Origin of the sequence: Paenibacillus sp. FSL H3-0457 (genome assembly GCF_037981725.1) — a bacterium.
GTDB lineage: Bacteria > Bacillota > Bacilli > Paenibacillales > Paenibacillaceae > Paenibacillus > Paenibacillus amylolyticus.
This window is the reverse complement of sequence record NZ_CP150283.1, coordinates 4774680-4795732: the sequence shown is the minus strand read 5'-3', so window position 1 is coordinate 4795732 and position 21053 is coordinate 4774680. Positions and strand designations below refer to the sequence as shown.

The 21053-nt window shown below is 45.8% G+C and carries 22 protein-coding genes; 20 read left to right on the top strand and 2 right to left on the bottom strand.

Annotated features, from left to right (window positions below):
• Positions 1-366 precede the first annotated feature (366 nt).
• Entirely contained in the window at positions 367-711 is a 345-nt protein-coding gene (locus MHH25_RS21330) for a hypothetical protein (protein ID WP_036615054.1), read from the top strand.
• Between the two features lie 768 nt (positions 712-1479).
• Here MHH25_RS21330 and MHH25_RS21325 read toward each other — a convergent pair.
• Both MHH25_RS21325 and MHH25_RS21320 read right to left on the bottom strand, forming a co-directional pair.
• A complete protein-coding gene (locus tag MHH25_RS21325) occupies positions 1480-2613 on the bottom strand; it encodes a bifunctional cystathionine gamma-lyase/homocysteine desulfhydrase (protein WP_036615052.1) in 1134 nt (377 codons plus the stop codon).
• Position 2614: 1 nt separating this feature from the next.
• Positions 2615-3538, bottom strand: coding sequence for a cysteine synthase family protein (locus MHH25_RS21320; RefSeq protein WP_340017973.1), 924 nt, complete (start codon positions 3536-3538; stop codon positions 2615-2617).
• Between the two features lie 247 nt (positions 3539-3785).
• Between MHH25_RS21320 and MHH25_RS21315 the strand changes: the two genes are divergently transcribed.
• The 19 genes from MHH25_RS21315 (at position 3786) to MHH25_RS21225 (ending at position 21041) form a co-directional block, all read left to right on the top strand.
• Positions 3786-4145 (top strand): histidine triad nucleotide-binding protein, encoded by a 360-nt coding sequence (locus tag MHH25_RS21315; RefSeq protein ID WP_024628477.1) that lies wholly within the window; start codon positions 3786-3788, stop codon positions 4143-4145.
• 232 nt (positions 4146-4377) lie between these two features.
• Positions 4378-4551 (top strand): 30S ribosomal protein S21, encoded by a 174-nt coding sequence (gene rpsU, locus MHH25_RS21310; RefSeq protein ID WP_005547957.1) that lies wholly within the window; start codon positions 4378-4380, stop codon positions 4549-4551.
• Between the two features lie 15 nt (positions 4552-4566).
• On the top strand, positions 4567-5010 hold the full coding sequence (locus MHH25_RS21305) for a GatB/YqeY domain-containing protein (RefSeq protein WP_017687237.1): 444 nt from the start codon (positions 4567-4569) through the stop codon (positions 5008-5010).
• Positions 5011-5292: 282 nt separating this feature from the next.
• Positions 5293-6615, top strand: a complete 1323-nt coding sequence (locus MHH25_RS21300; RefSeq protein ID WP_051447387.1) for an NfeD family protein — start codon at positions 5293-5295, stop codon at positions 6613-6615.
• Between the two features lie 161 nt (positions 6616-6776).
• A complete protein-coding gene (floA, locus tag MHH25_RS21295) occupies positions 6777-7787 on the top strand; it encodes a flotillin-like protein FloA (RefSeq protein ID WP_036615045.1) in 1011 nt (336 codons plus the stop codon).
• A gap of 13 nt (positions 7788-7800) precedes the next feature.
• Positions 7801-8400: a hypothetical protein gene (locus MHH25_RS21290; RefSeq protein WP_036615043.1), complete on the top strand. Its 600-nt coding sequence runs from the start codon at positions 7801-7803 to the stop codon at positions 8398-8400.
• Between the two features lie 180 nt (positions 8401-8580).
• A complete protein-coding gene (gene yqfC / locus MHH25_RS21285) occupies positions 8581-8874 on the top strand; it encodes a sporulation protein YqfC (RefSeq protein ID WP_017687241.1) in 294 nt (97 codons plus the stop codon).
• On the top strand, positions 8871-10064 hold the full coding sequence (gene yqfD / locus MHH25_RS21280; protein WP_036615041.1) for a sporulation protein YqfD: 1194 nt from the start codon (positions 8871-8873) through the stop codon (positions 10062-10064). Before yqfC ends, yqfD begins: the two co-directional genes overlap by 4 nt.
• Positions 10065-10070: 6 nt before the next feature.
• The gene (locus MHH25_RS21275) at positions 10071-11042 is read left to right on the top strand and encodes a PhoH family protein (RefSeq protein WP_036615039.1); all 972 of its coding nucleotides are present in this window, start codon (positions 10071-10073) and stop codon (positions 11040-11042) included.
• A gap of 16 nt (positions 11043-11058) precedes the next feature.
• Positions 11059-13308 carry an HDIG domain-containing metalloprotein gene (locus MHH25_RS21270; RefSeq protein ID WP_036615038.1) on the top strand — a complete coding sequence of 750 codons (2250 nt, stop codon included), beginning with the start codon at positions 11059-11061 and terminating at the stop codon, positions 13306-13308.
• Positions 13309-13423: 115 nt separating this feature from the next.
• A complete protein-coding gene (ybeY, locus tag MHH25_RS21265; RefSeq protein WP_036615036.1) occupies positions 13424-13921 on the top strand; it encodes an rRNA maturation RNase YbeY in 498 nt (165 codons plus the stop codon).
• The gene (locus MHH25_RS21260) at positions 13921-14292 is read left to right on the top strand and encodes a diacylglycerol kinase family protein (RefSeq protein ID WP_017687246.1); all 372 of its coding nucleotides are present in this window, start codon (positions 13921-13923) and stop codon (positions 14290-14292) included. Before ybeY ends, MHH25_RS21260 begins: the two co-directional genes overlap by 1 nt.
• A gap of 302 nt (positions 14293-14594) precedes the next feature.
• Entirely contained in the window at positions 14595-15008 is a 414-nt protein-coding gene (locus MHH25_RS21255) for a cytidine deaminase (protein ID WP_036615035.1), read from the top strand.
• A gap of 39 nt (positions 15009-15047) precedes the next feature.
• Positions 15048-15947 (top strand): GTPase Era, encoded by a 900-nt coding sequence (era, locus tag MHH25_RS21250; protein WP_017687248.1) that lies wholly within the window; start codon positions 15048-15050, stop codon positions 15945-15947.
• A 104-nt stretch (positions 15948-16051) separates the two neighbouring features.
• Positions 16052-16192 (top strand): YqzL family protein, encoded by a 141-nt coding sequence (locus tag MHH25_RS21245; protein ID WP_074095877.1) that lies wholly within the window; start codon positions 16052-16054, stop codon positions 16190-16192.
• Positions 16193-16225: 33 nt separating this feature from the next.
• Positions 16226-16978 (top strand): DNA repair protein RecO, encoded by a 753-nt coding sequence (gene recO / locus MHH25_RS21240; protein WP_047843778.1) that lies wholly within the window; start codon positions 16226-16228, stop codon positions 16976-16978.
• A 410-nt stretch (positions 16979-17388) separates the two neighbouring features.
• Entirely contained in the window at positions 17389-18276 is an 888-nt protein-coding gene (gene glyQ / locus MHH25_RS21235) for a glycine--tRNA ligase subunit alpha (RefSeq protein WP_017687252.1), read from the top strand.
• Positions 18269-20344: a glycine--tRNA ligase subunit beta gene (gene glyS / locus MHH25_RS21230; RefSeq protein ID WP_340017972.1), complete on the top strand. Its 2076-nt coding sequence runs from the start codon at positions 18269-18271 to the stop codon at positions 20342-20344. Before glyQ ends, glyS begins: the two co-directional genes overlap by 8 nt.
• A 208-nt stretch (positions 20345-20552) precedes the next feature.
• Positions 20553-21041 (top strand): YaiI/YqxD family protein, encoded by a 489-nt coding sequence (locus MHH25_RS21225; protein WP_047843776.1) that lies wholly within the window; start codon positions 20553-20555, stop codon positions 21039-21041.
• Positions 21042-21053: the final 12 nt, after the last annotated feature.

Genomic DNA, 21053 nt, shown 5'->3' with positions numbered 1-21053 from the left:
TCCATTTCTAGCTTTATCCCGTCTTTTTGGTACTGAAAACCGCCCTTTTTAAACATGCACTATTACGTAATATTATTTTTGTGAAAATATTTCTTTTCCTGCTTTTATAACTTAGCGGAGTGAGTTACATCACAGATACAGGTTCATCCCACTGTTATACTACAGTTAAGCCGACAAACTTTATTTAAGTACCCCGGCGGACATCTGATCAGGACGTTTCCTGAATAGATGTCCGCGCAGCAGACTTCCAAGGAAGCCGCTCACGGGGTGCTTCTTTTTTGTGTTTTCTCATCAGTAGTGTCAATTCGCCCAGTTCTGAATACCATGAAAAGGTGATCAAGAGCAGAATCAGGGAGGCGTTGGCAAGTGGAAAAAGTGGAAGCGAAGAAAATATGCAAAGAACACATGCACCGTTATGTATGTGTACAGATGAAAGACGGTATGCACTACGATGGCATTATGGAAAATGTGGATGATGAAATGATCTACCTGGCTGTTCCCGTTGGACCAGAAGCCATGGTGAATCATGCGAACTGGGCTCCAAATGCAATGCCTGGGGCAAACTATCCGATAGGTCATACTCGCGGATTTTATCCAGGTTACGGCTACCCTACGCCTTATCCGTATTATGGTTATGGCCGTAGACGTTTTAACCGACTGGTGCTCCCGTTATTTGCGCTTACAGCGTTAACCCTTTTACCGTATTATTGAAATTAGAAAAAACAGTCATAACTGCAAGTGACACATTCTTATGTACCCTATGGGCATCCTATGAAAATCCTCGAAAATAACTAGCTGAGGATGGATGTTTCATTCATGGTACCGTACAGCATGAATTAGAGAGGTCTTATCACATACAGAGTCTCAGCCTGATGTATCGCAACAGTCTTTGCAATACAACTGGCAACATACCGAATATCTAAAAAGGTCATGCCTGTGCAGAAGCGAACTTCTGTAAGGCATGACCTTTTTTTGAATCTAATTAGTGTAAGGTCGATGATGAACGGATGGCACATAACGTGTATTTAACTACTGAAAGCAGACCTGGCCTGAACGTCCGCAGCAGCAATCGGTGTACTGCATCCTGAATATGCGAGAACGTCCTATGTGCAAGCTTACGATCAAGACACCGAAAAGCTTTAATTCTCTATCCCGATAAAAAGCTTCGCTTCGGGTGGAATCCATGCTGTTCTCTTGCCACGATTGGAGGAGCGGAGCATGATGTGAGCGCTGACGAATCTGAGGCATCTTATTCAAGGCTTTGAAGCGTCCTCAGAATTTTAAGGAATCTGATACACGTTATAACCGAATAAACAGCCGCTTTCAGCATTTTTTTGAGTTATTTCGGGAAATAACGTGCCTGATGTTCCTTATAATTTCAAATTAGCGCCTGAACGCCAAATGAGACGTCCTGTGTTCCTTAGAGAATGGTCAACTACCCATTCGCAAGTATCAGCCAGCACGGACTTCAAAATGCCCTTAACTTAATGCAGATTTCAAATCCTCCAGTAAATCTTCAACATCCTCGATCCCAACGGAGATCCGAATCAAACCATCCGTGATCCCCAATTCTTGCCGACGTTCATAAGGAATGGAGGCATGCGTCATTCGGGCAGGTACAGAGATTAAACTTTCCACCGCGCCTAGACTTTCAGCCAATGTGAAATAACGGACTTTGCTTAACACGTCATCTACTTTTTCAGCACTGCCTACATCAAAGGAAACCATACCGCCATATCCTCTCGCTTGCATGGAAGCAAGCTTGTGCTGCGGATGGTCGGGCAGTCCGGGATAATAAACTTTACTCACTGTTGGATGCTGATTCAGAAATGTCACAAGCTGCTCTGTATTGCGCTCTTGCGCTTCCATCCGCAATCCCAATGTTTTAAGACCTCGCATTAACAGCCAGGAATCCATAGGTCCCAGAACTGCGCCAATTGCATTTTGAATAAAATGCAGATCTTCACCAAGTTGCTCGCTGTTGACAACCGCAAGTCCTGCCACGACATCACTATGACCGCCGATATATTTCGTTGCAGAATGCAGTACAATATCTGCCCCAAGAGCCAGCGGGGTTTGCCAATAAGGGGTACTAAACGTGTTATCCACGATGAACAACAATTCATGTTGTTTCGCCCATTTCCCTACAGCAGCAATATCGGTGACTTTGAGTAACGGATTGGTAGGTGTTTCTACATAGATGGCCTTTGTATTGGATCGCAAAGCCTGCTCCAGTGCTTGTAGTGAGGTGGTATCTACAAAAGTAGACTCGATACCCAGACGATTCAGCACCTTGGTGAAAATGCGATAGGTCCCGCCGTATACGTCATCCGTCAGAATGACGTGATCTCCTGTTTTCAACAGAGACAGTACAGCGTGAATTGCAGCCATGCCCGAACTAAAAGCAAAACCTCGAACGCCATCCTCCAGCTCTTTAATGACTTCTTCCAACGCATGACGGGTAGGGTTGCCTGTACGTGAATACTCGTATCCTTTGTGTACGCCAACTGATTCTTGCTCATACGTGCTTACTTGATAGATCGGTACACTCACTGCTCCAGTGTGTGGATCACCGACAATACCTGCATGAATCAGCTTGGTTTTTGGTCTCATTTCATTGTCCTCCATTATAGATATTTTGGCTTAAATACCGTTCGCTGCTATCCGGGAAAATAACGACGATGTTACTTCCGGGAGCTGCGTGAACAGCTTCGTTTAATGAGGCTTGCATAGCTGCACCTGAGGAACTTCCTACCAGTAAGCCTTCCAACAAGGCCAGATCCTTGACCCGCTCAAAGGCATCTTCATCTGAGATCGTATGAATGGCATCAAAGTAACTCACATCCATAAAAGAAGATAACGTTTCGACCCCTATTCCTTCTGTACGATGTGGTCCCGATGGACCTCCTGCGAGTATCGAACCTTCGGGTTCTACGATACATGTTTTAATTAACGGTTTTTGCTCCTTCAAATAGCGAGATACTCCCATGAAAGTTCCGCCAGACCCGGCTCCGGCGACATATACATCCACCTGCCCGTTCAGATCACGCCAAATCTCAGGACCCAGATGTTCATAATGTGCGAGTGGGTTATCTGCATTGGAGAACTGACCTGGAATATACGAACCCGGTATTTCTTTCGCCAGCGATTCCGCCTTGCGTATGGCACCAGTGATTCCTTCGGATGTGGGTGTGTTGACGACCGTAGCACCAAGGGCTTTCATCAACTGCTGCTTCTCAACACTGAACTTCTGAGGTACGGTGAAAATGACCTTTAAATTCAGGCCTACAGCCGCCATTGCAAGACCAATTCCTGTGTTGCCTGCAGTAGCTTCGATCACCGTTCCACCTGGTTTAACATCTCCTCGTGCCAAGGCCTTCTCCAATAAAAACTTGCCGATCCGGTCTTTCACACTTCCTCCGGGATTCATGAATTCCAGTTTGGCGAACAGGCGGATTCCTTCCGGTAATGGATAACGAGTTAATTCAAGCAGAGGTGTATTACCTATAAGTTCCTGTACATGTTGATAAACGGTCAAATTAACCAATCTCCTTTTGTGTGTCATTAACCATACATATTTGTTTAATTGGGAAAAGTGCGTGATAAAACCATATTTCAATAAAATGGCTTGGTATACATCCAATGTTGTATAGTGTTCGGCTCGATGATAGATGGAGAGTTGACCTGGAATACCTGGTTGTGTGTCTAGAGATTGGACGTGGGTTTTTACTTTTAGTATGATAGAGGGGAATACATACACTGGAATACAAAGGAGGGTATGAACTATGGATTGCTTATTTTGCAAAATTGTAGAGGGCAGCATTCCCTCCAATAAAGTACTGGAGAATGACCATGTTATCGTTTTTCATGACATCCAGCCCGCTGCACCGACACATGTTCTTGTCATTCCGAAGAAACATATTGCTTCCATGAATGAAGTTACTGCAGAAGATCTGCCGTTGATCGGCGAGATTCATCTGGCTGCTCAAGAAGCTGCGAAGCGTCTTGGCGTGGAGGAAACAGGATATCGATTAATCAACAATTGTGGTAAGGATGGAGAACAAACCGTTCATCATCTGCATTACCATTTGTTGGGTGGTACCAGACTTGGCGTGTTGACAAGTCTGTCCGATTCTCACAAATAAACGAGCTAATGGGTACTACTATTGAGGATTTAGTCATATGCATTAAATCCACGAATGTGTGACCAAATGCTTATATAATGAATTCATTTCATAATACCTTTGAGTTATAAAATGGATTCAAATAAGTGATCATTACATTGAGGTTGACACCTTTATTATCTTTCGCCTATAATGTAAGATGATGAACCGTGTTATTGCTCTTGGACGGTCTGGTCGGAGGGAGGGAAAACTGGTGTCTGAAACTAAAGTTCGCAAAAACGAGACTATTGATGCTGCACTTCGTCGTTTTAAACGCTCCATCGCTAAAGATGGCGTATTGGCTGAGGTGAAGAAACGTAAGCATTATGAGAAGCCAAGCGTAAAGCGCAAGAAAAAGTCCGAGGCTGCTCGTAAGAGAAAGTTTTAGGAGGATTTTAATTACATGAATCTTAGCGAACGATTGAACGAAGATATGAAGCAAGCGATGAAGAGTAAGGACAAGTTCAGACTCTCCAACATTCGGTTGATTCGTTCGACGATCAAGAATCTTGAAATAGATTTGAAAAGAGATTTGGATGACAACGAAGTGCTTGATATCCTGAGTCGTGAAATCAAACAGCGCAAAGATGCCCTCCAAGAATTTGACAAAGCGGGCCGTGAAGATCTCGCGGCAAATGCAAAAGCGGAAATTGAAGTACTCATCCAGTACCTTCCCACACAGCTTACCGAAGAAGAAATTAAAGTTATTGTACAGCAGACCATCCAGGAAACCGGTGCTTCTTCGAAAGCCGAGATGGGGAAAGTCATGGCGGCCCTTATGCCGAAAGTTAAAGGCAAAGCGGACGGCAAACTGGTAAATCAAGCAGTTCAACAATTTCTGCAATAAAGCAAATCAATAAACACCTTCTGACTTGTCAGGAGGTGTTTTTTCCATTTATCAGAAGGCATCATGTCCTTGGGATGACGAAATTTCTTTTTAATGGTTAATATATATTATTATGGATTTTTATTCTTGCAATTGATTGAGTTTTCAAATATAATTTTAAGATTTTGAAACGAAATGTTGCATTGCACGTAATAAATACCATAAGCTGGACAGTATAACATTAATGGAAAAGGGGGGACTATTGTGAAGGGAAAGCGCCGGAAGAAGCTTACGGGGCCATTGATGCTCTTAATGCTGCTGACGCTGTTGCTTCCTGTCTGGATTGGATCACCGTCAGCGCATGCAGCTGAGAAGAGTGGTGCCGTATATATTATTCCGGTTGATAAACCAATCGAGCAGGGACTTGGCAAGTTCATGGAACGCGGGTTCAAGCAAGCAGAAGAGATGAATGCTGGCCTGATCGTTCTTGATATCAATACGCCGGGAGGCCGTGTCGACACTGCAGAAGCATTAGGTACCCTAATTAAGGACAGTCCGATTGAGACTGTTGCATTTGTTCGTGGAGATGCTGCTTCAGCAGGGAGTTTTCTGGCTCTGAATGCAGATAAGATCGTAATGTCACCAGGCAGTATGATTGGTGCGGCAGCAATGGTGGACAGTACGGGTAAACATGTTGATGATCCAAAGCTTGTTGCATTCTGGAAAAGCAAAATGCAGGGAGCGGCTGAAATCAGTGGTCGTGATGGCAAGATTGCAGCTGGAATGACGGATGTTAACATCGTTGTTGAAATGCCAGAGATCAATAAAACCAAGCAAAAAGGTGAAATTATTGCTCTCTCGGCTGAAGAAGCGCTGAAAGTTGGTTATGCCGACCACATCAGCAACACACCGGAAGAAGCGGCAGCTTGGGCAGGTTACAGTCAGGATGACGTATTTAAGGTAGAACGAACAACAGCGGAGAATATCTCCTCTTTTCTTACTAATCCGGTTGTGATGACTGTATTATTGTTCCTCGGAATCGCGGGTGTGATCATTGAATTGATTGTTCCTGGTTTTGGAGTTCCTGGTATTGTAGGTATCGTGTGTTTCGTGTTGTATTTCTCGGGTAATTACATTGCGGGATTTGCCGGAGCAGAGACATGGGTGCTATTTACCGTCGGACTCATCATGATGATTCTGGAGATGTTTATTCCGAGCTTTGGTATTCTGGGGATTTTGGGATCAATTGCGCTTGTGGCCGGTGTTGTAAGGGCTGCTTATGATACGAGTGATGCATTTGTATCTCTGGGTATCGCTTTTGGAGCAGCACTGGTAGTCATTGCGATCATCTCAATTATCTTTAAGGATCGAGGGATATGGAATCGCTTCATACTGAGTGATAGCATGTCTGCGGATCGGGGTTATTCATCAGCCACAGAACGTAAAGAGCTGGTTGGTCTGCAAGGAATCAGTCTGACACCACTTCGTCCTTCTGGAACAGCGATGTTTGAAGGGGAACGGATTGACGTTGTGACCGACGGAGATTTTATTCCCATCGATACACCGATTATTGTGATTAAAGCGGAAGGTACCCGGATTGTGGTTCAGCAAGCTTTGCCGGTGTAACTTGCTCTGTTGTCGAAGCGGATTAACGCTTCGGCAATGTACATAACCACGTAGCTGAAGCTGCCAGCGAGGTGGTGCATTCTTTCATTTAGCAGCGGACTCATGAGTGTCTTCTCAAACATTTTTATCAAATTCAAATTGCAAATGGAGGAAATTAAACAATGGACACATCTATGATTACGATTTTGCTCATTGCGGTAGTAGGTATTATCGTATTGAGCGTATTCTTCAGCTTTTTCCCGGTTATGCTCTGGGTTTCAGCGATTGCATCCGGCGTACGCGTAAGTATTATTACACTGGTAGCGATGAGACTGAGACGTGTAACGCCTAGCCGTATCGTTAATCCAATGATTAAAGCAACTAAAGCCGGTCTTAAACTCTCAATGAACCAACTGGAAAGTCACTTCTTGGCCGGTGGTAACGTTGACCGTGTTGTAAACGCTCTGATTGCTGCACAACGTGCCAACATTCCACTCGAATTTGAACGTGCTGCAGCGATTGACCTCGCAGGTCGTGACGTATTACAAGCCGTACAGATGAGTGTTAACCCACGAGTTATCGAAACACCGATTGTCTCTGCGGTTGCCAAAGATGGTATTGAAGTTAAAGTTAGAGCACGGGTTACGGTTCGTGCCAACATTGACCGTCTCGTCGGTGGTGCTGGTGAAGAAACGATCATCGCCCGTGTTGGTGAAGGTATCGTAAGTACGAACGGTTCCTCCAATTCTCACAAAGACGTCCTGGAAAATCCGGATCTGATCTCCCGTACCGTATTGTCCAAAGGTTTGGATGCAGGTACTGCTTTTGAAATCCTGTCCATTGATATTGCGGACGTTGATGTAGGTAAGAACATTGGTGCCTTCTTGCAAACAGAGCAAGCAGAAGCTGACAAACGTATCGCTCAGGCAAAAGCGGAAGAGCGTCGCGCAATGGCCGTAGCCCAAGAGCAAGAGATGAAAGCACGCGTAGTGGAAATGAGAGCACGCGTTGTTGAATCCGAATCCCAAGTACCTTTGGCAATGGCTGAGGCACTTCGTAACGGTAAAATCGGTGTGATGGATTATATGAACCTGAAGAACATTGAAGCGGATACTCAAATGCGTAATACATTGGGAAAACCTGGTGAAGGTTCGAATTCCAACGATCAGGGTGATTCCAAAAACGGAAGATAGGCGGTGAGTGCATATGGGCCTATTTGAATGGATTTTTGATAATCTGTATATTGTGGCCGTCATCGGTTTTGCACTCTTCTCCTTCTTGGGGAAAGCTGCCAAATCGGCTGATCCGAACAAAAAGCGTCCTGCCAACGGGATGCCTACATTTGGAGGCAGTGGTGATTCAGGCCGGGATGAACGTTCAAGAGACAATTCATCTCCGCAGCAGTCTTCCGGACCTACAGACCCCCGCTATGATGAACAGTATGACGATCGGTATGATGACGTGCAATATGAGAATCAGTATGATGAGCCGTCATCGGAGCCTGCTGCATCTTCTCGCCCCGCAACTGACTACAGAAGTGAGGGCACGATGAGTGCGATGGCAAATTCACTTGAGGAACAGATGAGAGGCATGGAAGAACAGCAGCGCTTGATTGAAGAACGCTTGAATCGCATCTCTTCTGCGAATCGGCCAGTTGTGTCTGATTCCAGTTGGGATGAGACCAGCACCGATGAATCGGGAGCGTCTCCACTTCGTCCTGCTGATATTCGTACAGGTGTCCTGTGGGCAGAAGTACTGGGTTCCCCTCGTTCCAAGCAACCGTTTGGTACAAGAGGAAAACTGTAAACAAGTCAATTTATTGGACGGAAATAAAGCCGTCTCTGGTGAGCATAAAGCCGCCGGAGACGGCTTTTTCTGTGTTCTATCCTTTTTTCTCAACATTCGTCCCTAACACGCCCCGGAATTTTCATAAATTCATGAATCTGCGCATAAGTTGAACTGTAGAGGAAGGGGGAAGACCTTCGAATGACCCGGATCAGCCGCAAGCTGCGCAGATGGACCAGTGAAGTGTTGGATCTGCCGCAGGATGTGCTTTATGATATGCCACGGTTAACCCTGATCGGCAGTAAGCAACTGTATATAGAGAATCATCGCGGTGTCATCCATTTTACACCGGATCGTATCGTGTTGGCTCTTTCCCAAGGCCAGTTAGAGATCAAAGGAACTGCCTTGGTGATACGTAACATTTTGCCGGATGAAGTAGCTGTTGAAGGAACAATTCTGGATATTCATATGAATGGAGTGGAGGGGAACGGATGAAGCAGCCCAGTCTGTACAAACTGCGGGGAGTAGTCCGAATCACGGTCACTGGGGGAGACATTGAAACATTAATCAATACGGTGGCAGAGCAGGGACTGGAAGTTTGGGACCTGCGTGCTCACGATGGACGCGTGGCAGAGATGAATATTCTGCTGCCGCATTTTTTCAGGTTGCGTCCTGTATTGAAACGGACAGGCTGCAGGGTGAAAGTAACCCATCGCAGCGGTTTCCCCTTTTTTGCAGCCCGATTATTACGGAGGAAGTTCTTTCTTGGGGGTATGCTGTTTTTTGTGGCAGCTTTGTTTGCGTTGTCGTCCATGGTATGGAGTGTGGAGGTCAAGGGTAACGTCACCATTCCCACCGACGAGGTGCTTGCAGCAGCGAAGAAAGAGGGTATATATCCTTTGCAATGGGGGTTCCGTCTGCAAAGCCAAGACAAGCTCTCCAGGCAGCTTGCACTCGCTCTGCCGGATGTAACCTGGATTGGCGTGAGCAAAGAGGGGACAACCATTACCATTCAGGTCGTAGAATCGGCGCAACCAAAGCGCGAACCATTGCTGAATCCCAGACATCTGATCAGTAAGTCAGATGCTGTGGTCACTCAAATCTATGCGGAGCAGGGACGCCCTGTTGTTCAGAAGGACATGCGTGTTAAAAAGGGTCAGGTATTGATCTCGGGGATTCTCGGGGATGAGGAGAACACCAAAACCATCGTTGCCAAAGGCGAAGTTCGTGGTCTGGTATGGCGTGAGTATCAGGTTGAGGTTCCGCTGGTGCAAAAACATAATACAATGACAGGTGAGAGCAAAGAACGTTTTTACATGGTACTGGGGAATTGGGCGATTCAACTGTGGGGGTACGGAAGTACACCGTTCAGTTCATTTGATACCGAGAGTAATCATAAACCATTGACGTGGCGATCCTTTACACTTCCTATGGGTTGGCTGACAGAGAAAGATCTGGAGACCCGAGAGCATGAGCAACAACAGACGATAGAATGGGCCAGAACGAAAGGATTGGAAGGAGCAAGGAACGATATTATCGCCAAAAACGGCAAAGGAACAAAAATTATAAGTGAAAAAATTTTGCATGAGAAGAAAGAGAATGGTAAAGTTTATATGAAAGTCTTATTTGAAGTAGAAGAAAGCATTGCGGAAGAACTTCCGCTAGTCCATAGTCAAGGAGAATGAGGATATTTGTCAGAGCAAACACGCAGCATACAAATCTCCCTCCAGAGTGCGGGAGAGGGCCAATCTCTTTTTGGACCCCAAGATACTTTTCTTAAACTGATTGAATCCGAGATTCCCGCCCAGATTGCATCCCGTGAAGCGGAGATTGTGATTTTTGGCAACGCACAGCAGGTGGAATCGCTTGAACAATTATTTGATGTGTTACTGCAATTGATACGCAATGGATATGTGTTAACCGAGAGAGATGTGAAGTATGCGATTGAACTTGCCAAGGATATGCGGGCAGACCAGCTATTGGATCTGTTCAAGGGCGAGATTACAACGACATATCGAGGTAAACCAATCCGTGTTAAAACCATTGGACAGAAGCACTATGTAACTACAATTAAAAAACGTGATATTGTATTTGGCATTGGTCCTGCTGGTACGGGTAAAACCTACCTTGCTGTTGTACTGGCTGTTGCCGCAATTAAAGAAGGTAGCGTCAAACGCATTGTACTCACACGGCCTGCTGTTGAAGCGGGAGAGAGTCTTGGATTTTTGCCAGGTGATCTTCAGGAGAAGGTAGACCCGTATCTGAGACCACTGTACGATGCCCTGTATGACGTTATGGGACAGGAACAGACCGCTAAGGCACTGGAGCGAGGGTTAATCGAAATCGCGCCACTCGCTTACATGCGGGGGCGTACGCTGGATGACTCCTTCATCATTCTGGATGAAGCACAGAACACAACGCCGGAACAGATGAAGATGTTTCTGACCCGTCTTGGTTTTGGCTCCAAAATGGTCATCACCGGAGACGTGACGCAGATTGATTTACCGCGTGGTAAGAAATCCGGGCTTGTGGAAGCGAATGCGATCTTGAACGAAGTTAACGAGATTGGATTTGTCTATTTTGCCGAGCAAGATGTTGTACGGCATTCCCTTGTCCAGAAAATTATCGTGGCTTACAACCACGCCGCAGAAAATCAAGCATAGAAAGGGATTGTCTAAAGTGACCTCGAAGGAACCGTCAAAAGGCAAATCTTTTCAGAATAAGGCTACAGGATGGAAGTATAGCGTGTGGGCACGCTATCTTCTGTTTTTGTTTCTGGTGATTCTTTTCTACGTCAGTCTGGCTTCCAAACTGCTCCCTGAGCGCTATGATATTCAGGAAGGGACACGGAGTGAAGTGGACATTGCTGCGCCCATGCAGATTCCGAATAATAAGGCCACACTCAAAGCACAGGAAGAAGCTGCTGAACGGGTACAGCCGATATTTCAGATTGTCCAGTTGCGAAACGAAAATTTGATGACTACCCTGCTTGATCGTGTAGATCGATTAAATCAGGATGATCAGATTTCAAGTCAGGATAAGATTGATATTTATCGGGATGAAATTCCACAGCGCCAGAAGGATTTTGTGACCAACTATATCAATAATAATCGGAAAGCCGGTACATACTCCGAGACTCTTTTGGAAGAAATCAGAAATGTGGTACAGGAGCAAAGCTACCGTATTCCCGAAGAAACTTACATCAAAATCTCGCGTCTGACATCGGATGATATCCAGGAGATGAAGCCGGTTGCGAGGGATATTGTTGCCCGGTTAATGACGGATCAGATCAGCGATGCAACCACTGCTCGTGCCAAAGTAGCCGAGATGGTGAGTGTCAGCTCTCTTGGTAAGCGTACGCAACGTGAGGTCGTGCAAGAGCTTGCTCGCCTTGTGGTGACCGCGAACCGCTTCTACGATGAAGAGGGAACTAAGGAAGCCAAAGTACAGGCGCGTGAGAACACGCAAACCGTCTTTATCAAGCAAGGGGACACATTAGTTGCCAAGGGTGAGATGATCACCCCGGAGATGTATACTTTGCTGGGTGAGAATGATTTGCTGAAAAATGAAGTGAACTACTGGCCGCAGCTTGGACTTCTTATGTTTTCCTGCCTGTTGTCAGCAGCCATTCTGATGTATATTCAGCAAGGCAGCGGAACACATTTTAAGTATAATAATGCCCAGCTGTTGATGCTTGTTCTCATTTTTATTATTACGATTGTGGTTATGCATGTGACGGCGATTATCCAGACCAATGAGAGGTCATATGTTGGCTTCCTTGCACCTGTTGCGGTAGGAGCGATGTTAATTGCCTTGTTACTGGATACCTCGCTTGCCTTTGTATGTTCGATTTTGATCGGTATGTTGTCCAGCATCATTTTGAATACCCATCAGGGTCAGCTTTTTGACTTCGAATTAGGTTTCTTCGCTGTATTGGTTTCATTTGTTGCGATCTTCGCAACTCATAAGGCTAGCCAGCGATCAACGATCCTGAAAGGGGCCATTATGGTCTGTCTGTTCGGGTCCATAGCCGTCTTCACCTTGGCTTTGATTGACTCGGGCGATTGGAATCGAACCACGACACTGTACGGTGTTGGATTTGCATTTGCGGGTGGCGTATTAACTGCCATACTGGTCATTGGGCTGATGCCATTTTTTGAAACTTCATTTGGCATCTTGTCAGCGCTCAAACTGGTGGAACTGTCTAATCCGAACCATCCGCTTCTTCGTAAGTTGCTGACGGAGACACCGGGTACCTATCATCACAGCGTTATGGTAGGGAATCTGTCCGAAGCAGCAGCAGAAGCCATAGGAGCTAACGGATTGCTATGCCGAGTCGGTTCGTATTATCATGATATTGGCAAGACGAAGCGCCCGATCTATTTTATTGAAAATCAGAACAATATGGAGAATCCACATGATTCAATTGATCCGAAACTGAGCAAATCCATTATCGTTGCCCATGCGCGCGATGGGGTGGAAATGCAGAAGGATTATAAGCTGCCCAGACCTATTCGGGATATTGCGGAACAGCATCACGGCACGACATTTCTCCACTATTTCTATCACAAAGCACTGCGCCAGGCGGAAGAAGCAGGTGTTGAGCCTGATTTCACGGAAGAAGATTTCCGTTACCCTGGGCCGAAGGCTCAGTCCAAGGAATCGGCTATTGTTGGCATTGCTGATAGTGTAGAGGCTGCTGTGAGATCTTTGCGCAAACCGACAGTGGAGCAAGTGGAGTCCATGATTGAGAAGATTATTAAAGGACGATTGGATGATCATCAATTCAATGATTGTGACCTTACGATGCGTGAACTGGATATCGTCGCCAGAACATTGAAGGAAACGGTGATGGGTATCTTCCACTCCAGGATAGAATATCCGGAGGAGATCAAGAAACCAAAGCCGACTTCACCCGAAGCAGGCTAATTCAATAATAGTTCGTGTTCAAAAAGGTTGGTTTTCAGTACCGAGAAGATGGGATGAAGCTAGAAATGTTTTTTTTGAACAACCTCTAATATGAGCAGACAGGAGTTATGAAAGAATGAGTCTTAACCTGGCATGGAATAATGAACAACAGGATAAAGAAATTACAGACCCGATGATTGCAATGCTGGAACAATTGCTGAATCTCGCAGGAGAAGCGGAAGGTGTGGCAGACGGGGAAGTGGCTCTGACTTTTGTGAATGATGAGCAGATTCATGAGTTGAACCGTGATTATCGCGGCATTGACCGTCCTACGGATGTACTGTCTTTTGCGATGAACGAAACGGTGGATGAAGAACTAGATATTATCTATGAGCTGGACGAAGATGAAGAAATGGAAGAAATGCCGGATGTTCTTGGAGACATCATCATTTCCGTACCACGGACCATCCTGCAAAGTGAAGAGTATGGACACTCATTTGAACGTGAACTTGGTTTTCTGTTTGTCCATGGTTTCTTGCACCTGCTCGGATACGACCATCAGGATGAAGCGAGTGAGGCTGAAATGATGGGCAAACAAGAAGCGGTATTGGCCCAGGCCGGGTTGACACGATAATGAAAAGACGCTCCTGGGGTCTGGTATTCCGCAATGCTGCGGAAGGAATCGCATATGGGTTGCGGACTCAGCGTAATGTGAGAGTTCACACGGGAGTGGCTATTTTGATGTGTGTAGCCGGCTTTTTTTTCAGAATCTCAAGAACGGATTGGATGTTTGTGCTGACCGCTGTCTTTTTGGTCCTGGTGACTGAATTGATGAACACGGCTGTAGAGGCAGCGGTTGACTTGGCACACCCCCATATCCATCCGCTGGCAAAAGCGGCAAAGGATACCGCGGCCGGGGCAGTTCTGCTGGCTGCGGTATTCGCCGTCATCATCGGTTGTATCGTTTTCATTAAGCCGGTGATGAGCTGGCTGGGTTTGTACTGATTTTGTATTAACTTTGATTCGTTTTGTGATTTTAATACTACACAAATTTGTGAAGTTAGACCGTTTTTAAGTTGAACTTGTTGACATTACACGATAACGAAGAGGACAGAAATAAACCTGTAGAAGCGAAGCGTTCGCCTTTATCCCCGGATTTTCACGTTGAAAAAGTGAATCAAAAAATCTGGGGGTAACAGCGATCGAAGGGTTATTCTGGACTCGGAGTGGCTAGTGTAAAATTGGCTTTGGTTGAACTTAATTCGTAGGTACTAACTTTATATTGCACCCTAAGGGAGAGATTATTAATGGATAACGGTTTGTTAATGCAAGAAGCAATTAAGGCACGTACGAAGGCGTATACGCCTTACTCCCATTTTGGTGTTGGCGCGGCTTTGCTTGACAGTGAAGGTCATGTGCATCATGGTTGTAATATTGAGAATGCTGCGTATACACCAGGTAACTGTGCTGAGCGTACAGCGATGTTTAGTGCCATTGCAGGTGGGCAGAAGCCTCGCAGCTTCACAGCGATTGCCATTGTGGGAGACACGGATGGTCCGATTGCTCCATGTGGCGTATGTCGTCAGGTCATGTACGAACTGTGTGAACCCGATATGAAAGTCATCTTGGGGAATTTGAAAGGTGATCTGCAAGAGACCACCGTTGCTGAACTGTTACCTTGGGCTTTTGGGCCTTCTGATCTGAATTCTGCCAAAAAATAAACCAATACATTCCAGGCCTAGGCGCCTGAGGAGGAACATATGAAAAAACAAAAATTCAAATCCGGTTTTGTAGCCATTATCGGACGTCCAAACGTTGGTAAATCCACTTTGATGAACCAAGTCATCGGACAGAAAATTGCAATTATGTCGGACAAGCCGCAAACAACCCGTAATAAAATTCACGGTGTATATACATCGGACAATCAACAGATCGTTTTTCTGGATACACCAGGGATTCATAAACGTCAGTCCAAATTAGGCGATTATATGAACCAGACCGCTTTGAACACACTGAGTGAAGTAGAAGCAGCCTTATTCTTGATTGATGCTTCCGAAGGAATGGGCGGTGGTGACCGCTATATTGCGGAACAGCTGAAAAATATCCGTACGCCTGTCATTCTCGTTATGAACAAAATTGACAAAATTGAGCCGGAAGCGCTGTTACCACTTATTGAAGAGTATCGCAAATTACACGATTTCGCTGAAATTGTGCCTGTGTCTGCCAAGCATGGCAATAATGTCAGCACATTACTGGAACAGCTCGGCAAGTATCTGCCTGAAGGTCCACAGTACTATCCTGACGACCAGGTTACTGACCATCCGGAGCAGTTTGTATGTGCCGAGTTGATTCGTGAGAAAATTCTGCAAATGACTCGTGAAGAAGTGCCTCACTCCATTGCTGTAACGATCGAAGATATGAAAGTGCAAGATAACGGTGTCGTTTATATCTCAGCTGTCATATTTGTGGAACGTGATTCCCAAAAAGGGATCATTATCGGCAAGCAAGGTGCCCTTCTGAAAGAAGTGGGTAAACGAGCTCGACACGACATTCAGAATTTGCTTGGCTCCAAAATTTTCATGGACCTGTGGGTTAAAGTGAAAAAAGACTGGAGAAATCAGGATAGAGTTCTGCGTGACCTTGGCTTTGGCCGCGACTAATCGTCGGAATTGTATCCAGTAATTGCAACACATAGTTTACCTTGCAAGACTCCATCCTATTTGGTAGATGCAGACGTCATTTCCGAAGAGAGGATGAAATTCCGATGCGAGATTTTTCGTGGAAGGTTTTTGCGATGACGGGGGATGTAGAGTCCTATTTGTTATATACCGAGGCTTGTAACTCGTTAGGACAGGAGTCGGATAATGCAAGGGAAGTGATTGAAGATGAAGAAGCCGAAGGATAACTGGCTGATTCGGGAATGGTTAGGTGACGAGGCATGCTATACAGGGTGGAAGGGATTGTCATCCGCAGCATGGACTACGGCGAAGGGAACAAAATCATTACGCTTTGCACCGAAAGCGGCGGGAAAGTAGGGGTACTCGTCCGCGGTGCCAAAAAGCCCAAGAGCCGACATGCTGCACTGGTGCAGCCGTTTACGTATGGTCAATATGTATATTTTCGCAATACAGGTCTAGGCACACTGAACGCTGGAGAAATTGTTGAATCCTATCATGAGTTGCGTGAAGATCTGGTCAAGGCCTCTTATGCTTCTTATGCGTGTGAACTATTGGATCGGGTGCTTCAGGATGAAGAGACAGGTACATTTTGGTTCAAACAGTTAAAGGCGTGTTTGCAGGCGTTGAAGGAAGAGAAAGATCCGGTTGTTATTACAAGTCTGTACGAAATGAAAATATTACAGGCATCCGGATATGGTCCACAGTTCGATGAGTGCATCTCCTGCAACCAGGAGCGACCAGATGAGCAGTTGTTTATAAGTCCCAGACTTGGTGGCGTCTTGTGTCGAGCATGCAAACATTTTGATCCTCCAGCGATGTCAGTTAGTCCAAAGGCTCTGAAGTTGTTGCGTTTGTTCGCGCAGTTGGATCTGCAGCGCTTGGGGAATATATCAGTGAGTGAGTCTACCCGTGATGAGATTAAAAAGTTGATGCGTGCTTTTATGGATCATCAGCTCGGTCTGAATCTCAAATCCCGTTCTTTCCTCGATCAGATGGAGAAGTACGGGATTTGAGGCGTTTTGGTGGAAGTGAAACTATATCTTGACTTCATACTAGATTTTATATATTATGAAATATAATTTCTCTTTATGAGACATGCATTGAACGAGAAAGTAAAAGACTGGATTTATTACATTTATGGAGACAAGTCGTTGTATAACACTTGGGAATCATGAATGAGCGAGCCGGGGATGGTGGGAGCCTGGCTGAATCGATCTTTGAAACGGCACTCGGGAGCATGAATGGACACGGAAAAGTGGGCTGGAACGAACAGGATCATCTTGTTTGATCTAAGCCAAGTAGGGTGGAACCGCGGGAATAGCTCTCGTCCCTACGTCTGTACAACAGGCGTAGGACGGGGGCTATTTATTGTTGTCTTCACCGTCCTAAGCTTGCTAACAAACCATTGAAAAGGAGCATGATTATGAATTTTCAGCAGATGATTCTAACGCTGCAACAATTCTGGGCCGAGCATAACTGTATTATTGTCCAGCCATACGATACGGAAAAAGGGGCAGGTACGATGAACCCGATGACCTTTTTACGCTCGCTTGGACCCGAACCTTGGAAAGTGGCCTATGTGGAGCCTTCCCGTCGTCCTTCGGACGGACGTTATGGTGAGAACCCTAACCGGTTGTACCAGCATCATCAGTTCCAGGTCATCATCAAGCCTTCTCCGGACAATATTCAGGAAATTTACCTGGAAAGTCTGAAACGTCTTGGCATTGATCCGCTTAAACATGATATTCGGTTTGTTGAAGATAACTGGGAGAATCCTTCCCTTGGTTGTGCAGGTCTTGGTTGGGAAGTATGGTTGGACGGAATGGAAATTACGCAATTTACATATTTCCAACAGGTTGGTGGGATCGAGACAAATCCGGTAGCTGTTGAAATTACGTATGGTATGGAGCGTTTGGCTTCTTACATTCAAGATAAAGAGAATGTGTTTGATCTGGAATGGGTGGAAGGTATCACTTATGGTGATGTATTCCGTCAGCCAGAATTCGAACACTCTAAATATACGTTTGAAGTATCTGATGTCAAAATGCTGTTTACACTCTTCAACATGCATGAAGAAGAAGCAAACAAAGCCATGGCGCAGCATCTGGTATTCCCGGCATATGACTATGTGCTGAAATGTTCCCACACGTTCAACCTGTTGGATGCACGTGGAGCCATCAGTGTAACGGAACGTACGGGTTACATCACACGTGTTCGTAATCTGGCTCGCCAAGTCGCTGCAACATATATGGAAGAGCGTGAGAAGCTAGGCTTCCCGCTGATCAAGAAAGGGGGAGCCGAGCATGTCTAAGGATCTGTTGTTTGAAATCGGGCTGGAAGAAGTACCTGCACGCTTTATGCGCGCAGCAATCGCACAGCTGCAAGAGCGTGTCGTGAAATGGCTTGACGCATCCCGCATTGCTTATGGTGAAGTGAATGCATATGCTACACCGCGCCGTCTGGCTGTTTTGATTCAGAATGTGGCTGAAAAGCAGGAAGATATCGAGGAAGAAGTGAAAGGTCCTTCACGCAAAATTGCCCTGGACGACAGTGGCAATTGGAGCAAGGCTGCACTCGGATTCGCCCGCAGTCAAGGTGTTGAACCGGACCAGTTCACGTTCAAGGAACTGAACGGTGTTGAATATATCTATGCAACGAAGAGCAGCAAAGGTGTGGAGACGGCGTCTGTGGTTGGCGAAGGGTTACTTTCTGTATTACATGCCATGACGTTCCCAAAATTCATGCGTTGGGCTTCCTATGATTTCAAATTTGTACGTCCAATCCGCTGGATTGTGGCTATGCTCGGCAGTGAGGTTATCGATCTGGAAGTGACAGGTATTAAGTCGGGTAATGTAACTCGCGGACATCGTTTCCTCGGTAAGGAGGCTGTGATCTCCACTCCGTCTTCATACGTGGAAGTGTTGCGTTCCGAACATGTCATTGCTGATATCCAGGAACGTGAACAGATGATTGTATCCCAGATTCAGGCACTGGCTGCGGAGAAAAAATGGGATATCGCGATTAAGGAAGACTTGCTGGAGGAAGTCCTGTTCCTGGTGGAAACACCTACCGTATTGTTCGGGACATTTGACTCCTCATTCTTGAATATTCCACAAGAAGTATTGATTACTTCCATGCGTGAGCATCAGCGTTATTTCCCTGTACTGGACAATGAAGGACAATTGTTGCCATTCTTCGTGACGGTACGTAACGGCGGAAGTGATTCACTGGACGTTATTGCCAGAGGGAATGAAAAAGTTCTGCGTGCACGTCTGTCTGATGCCAAGTTCTTCTATGAGGAAGATCAGAAGCTACAGATTAAGGATGCATTGTCGAAGCTGGAAAGTATCGTCTTCCAGGAAGAACTGGGAACGGTTGGAGATAAAGTGCGCCGTATTCGCAAGATTGCGGATGGACTTGCTGCCAAACTGCAAGTATCCGGTGATATTGCTGAATCCGTTAGCCGCTCAGCAGATATCTGCAAATTCGATCTGGTGACACTGATGGTGGGAGAATTCCCGGAACTGCAAGGTGTGATGGGTGAGGATTACGCTCGTAAAGCTGGCGAAAAAGAAGAGGTGTCCAAAGCGGTATTTGAACACTATCAGCCACGTTTCGCTGGAGATCAATCCCCTGCTTCTCTTGTTGGTGCCATTGTGAGTGCTGCGGACAAAATGGATACAATCGTGGGTTGTTTCTCCATCAATATTATTCCAACGGGTTCACAGGATCCTTACGCGCTGCGCCGTCAGGCTGCAGGTATTGTACAGATTTTGCTGGATCACAAGCTTCCGCTGACATTGTCTGACGTGTTCGGAGTAGTACTTCAAGTACATGCCCAGATGAACCTGTTGAAACGTGCAGATGAAGAGGTTCGTAAAGATCTGCAAGACTTCTTTGGTCTTCGTGTGAAAAAATTGTTGTCCGAAACAGTTCGCTACGACGTAGTGGATGCCGTAATTTCTTCCGGATTCGATGATATCAGCGCTGTGGTTCCAAAAGGTGAAGCGTTGATGGCGGCTGTTATGACAGGAGACGCATTCAAAACAACGGTTGAATCGTTCAACCGTGTGGGTAATCTGGCGGCCAAAGCATCCAATGCTTCCGTACATCCAGAACTGTTCACAGAAGATGGAGAACGTCAGTTACATGAGGCATGGAGCAAAACGAATGCAGAATATCGTCAGGCGTTGACTCAGCATCATGCTGCTGAAGCACTGGCTATTGCATCTGCCTGGAAGGATGGTATTACCTCATTCTTCGATTCGGTCATGGTTATGGCCGAGGATGAAGCTGTTCGGGCGAATCGACTTGCCTTGCTCGCAGCTATTGATCGTGACTTGAAAGGATTTGCTGATTTTTCCAAGTTGGTTTGGTAATTGGGCGTATTTCATGAGTCCTTTTCCACAGACTTGGCGCAAAGCTAAAATTCAGTATTAAAGAAGGATATATGAGGGTATAAATATACGGAACGGGTTGTGAAATGTATTTTTGACAACCGCTCCGTATTTTAGCCTTTGATTTCCCTCGTTCCGGTAGAAGGATTTTGCCTGGCCGGGGTCGTATATAACAATATGCAGCTATTTTATGAAACCGGGTGGTCTGGGTTTGAGTGAGTTAAATATACGCCACATTGTTGTGGATGGTGATGCTTGCCCGGTCAAAACCGAGATTGCGCAAACCGCTCGCCTTTTCAACATCCCCGTATTGTTAGTCTCTTCATTTGATCATTTGCTTCAAGGAGGAGAAGGGGTACGAACCGTGCAAGTGGATCGCAGTGATCAGAGCGCAGACCTGTATATTGCTAATCATATTAAGCCATATGATGTGGTTATCACTCAGGACTATGGACTTGCGGCACTTGCGCTTGGCAAACGTTGTTATGTTTTGTCCTTTCGTGGTCGTGAGTTCAACGATCGTGACATTGATTTCATGTTGGATTCTCGTCATACTGCGGCCAAAGCACGAAAAAGAGGCCATTACGGGAAAGGCCCAAAGCCTTTCACAGAGCAGGATCGAGAAATGTTTCAACATAAACTGACAAAACTTTTAAAAGATTTGCAGGAGAATGTGTAAGTTTATCGAATT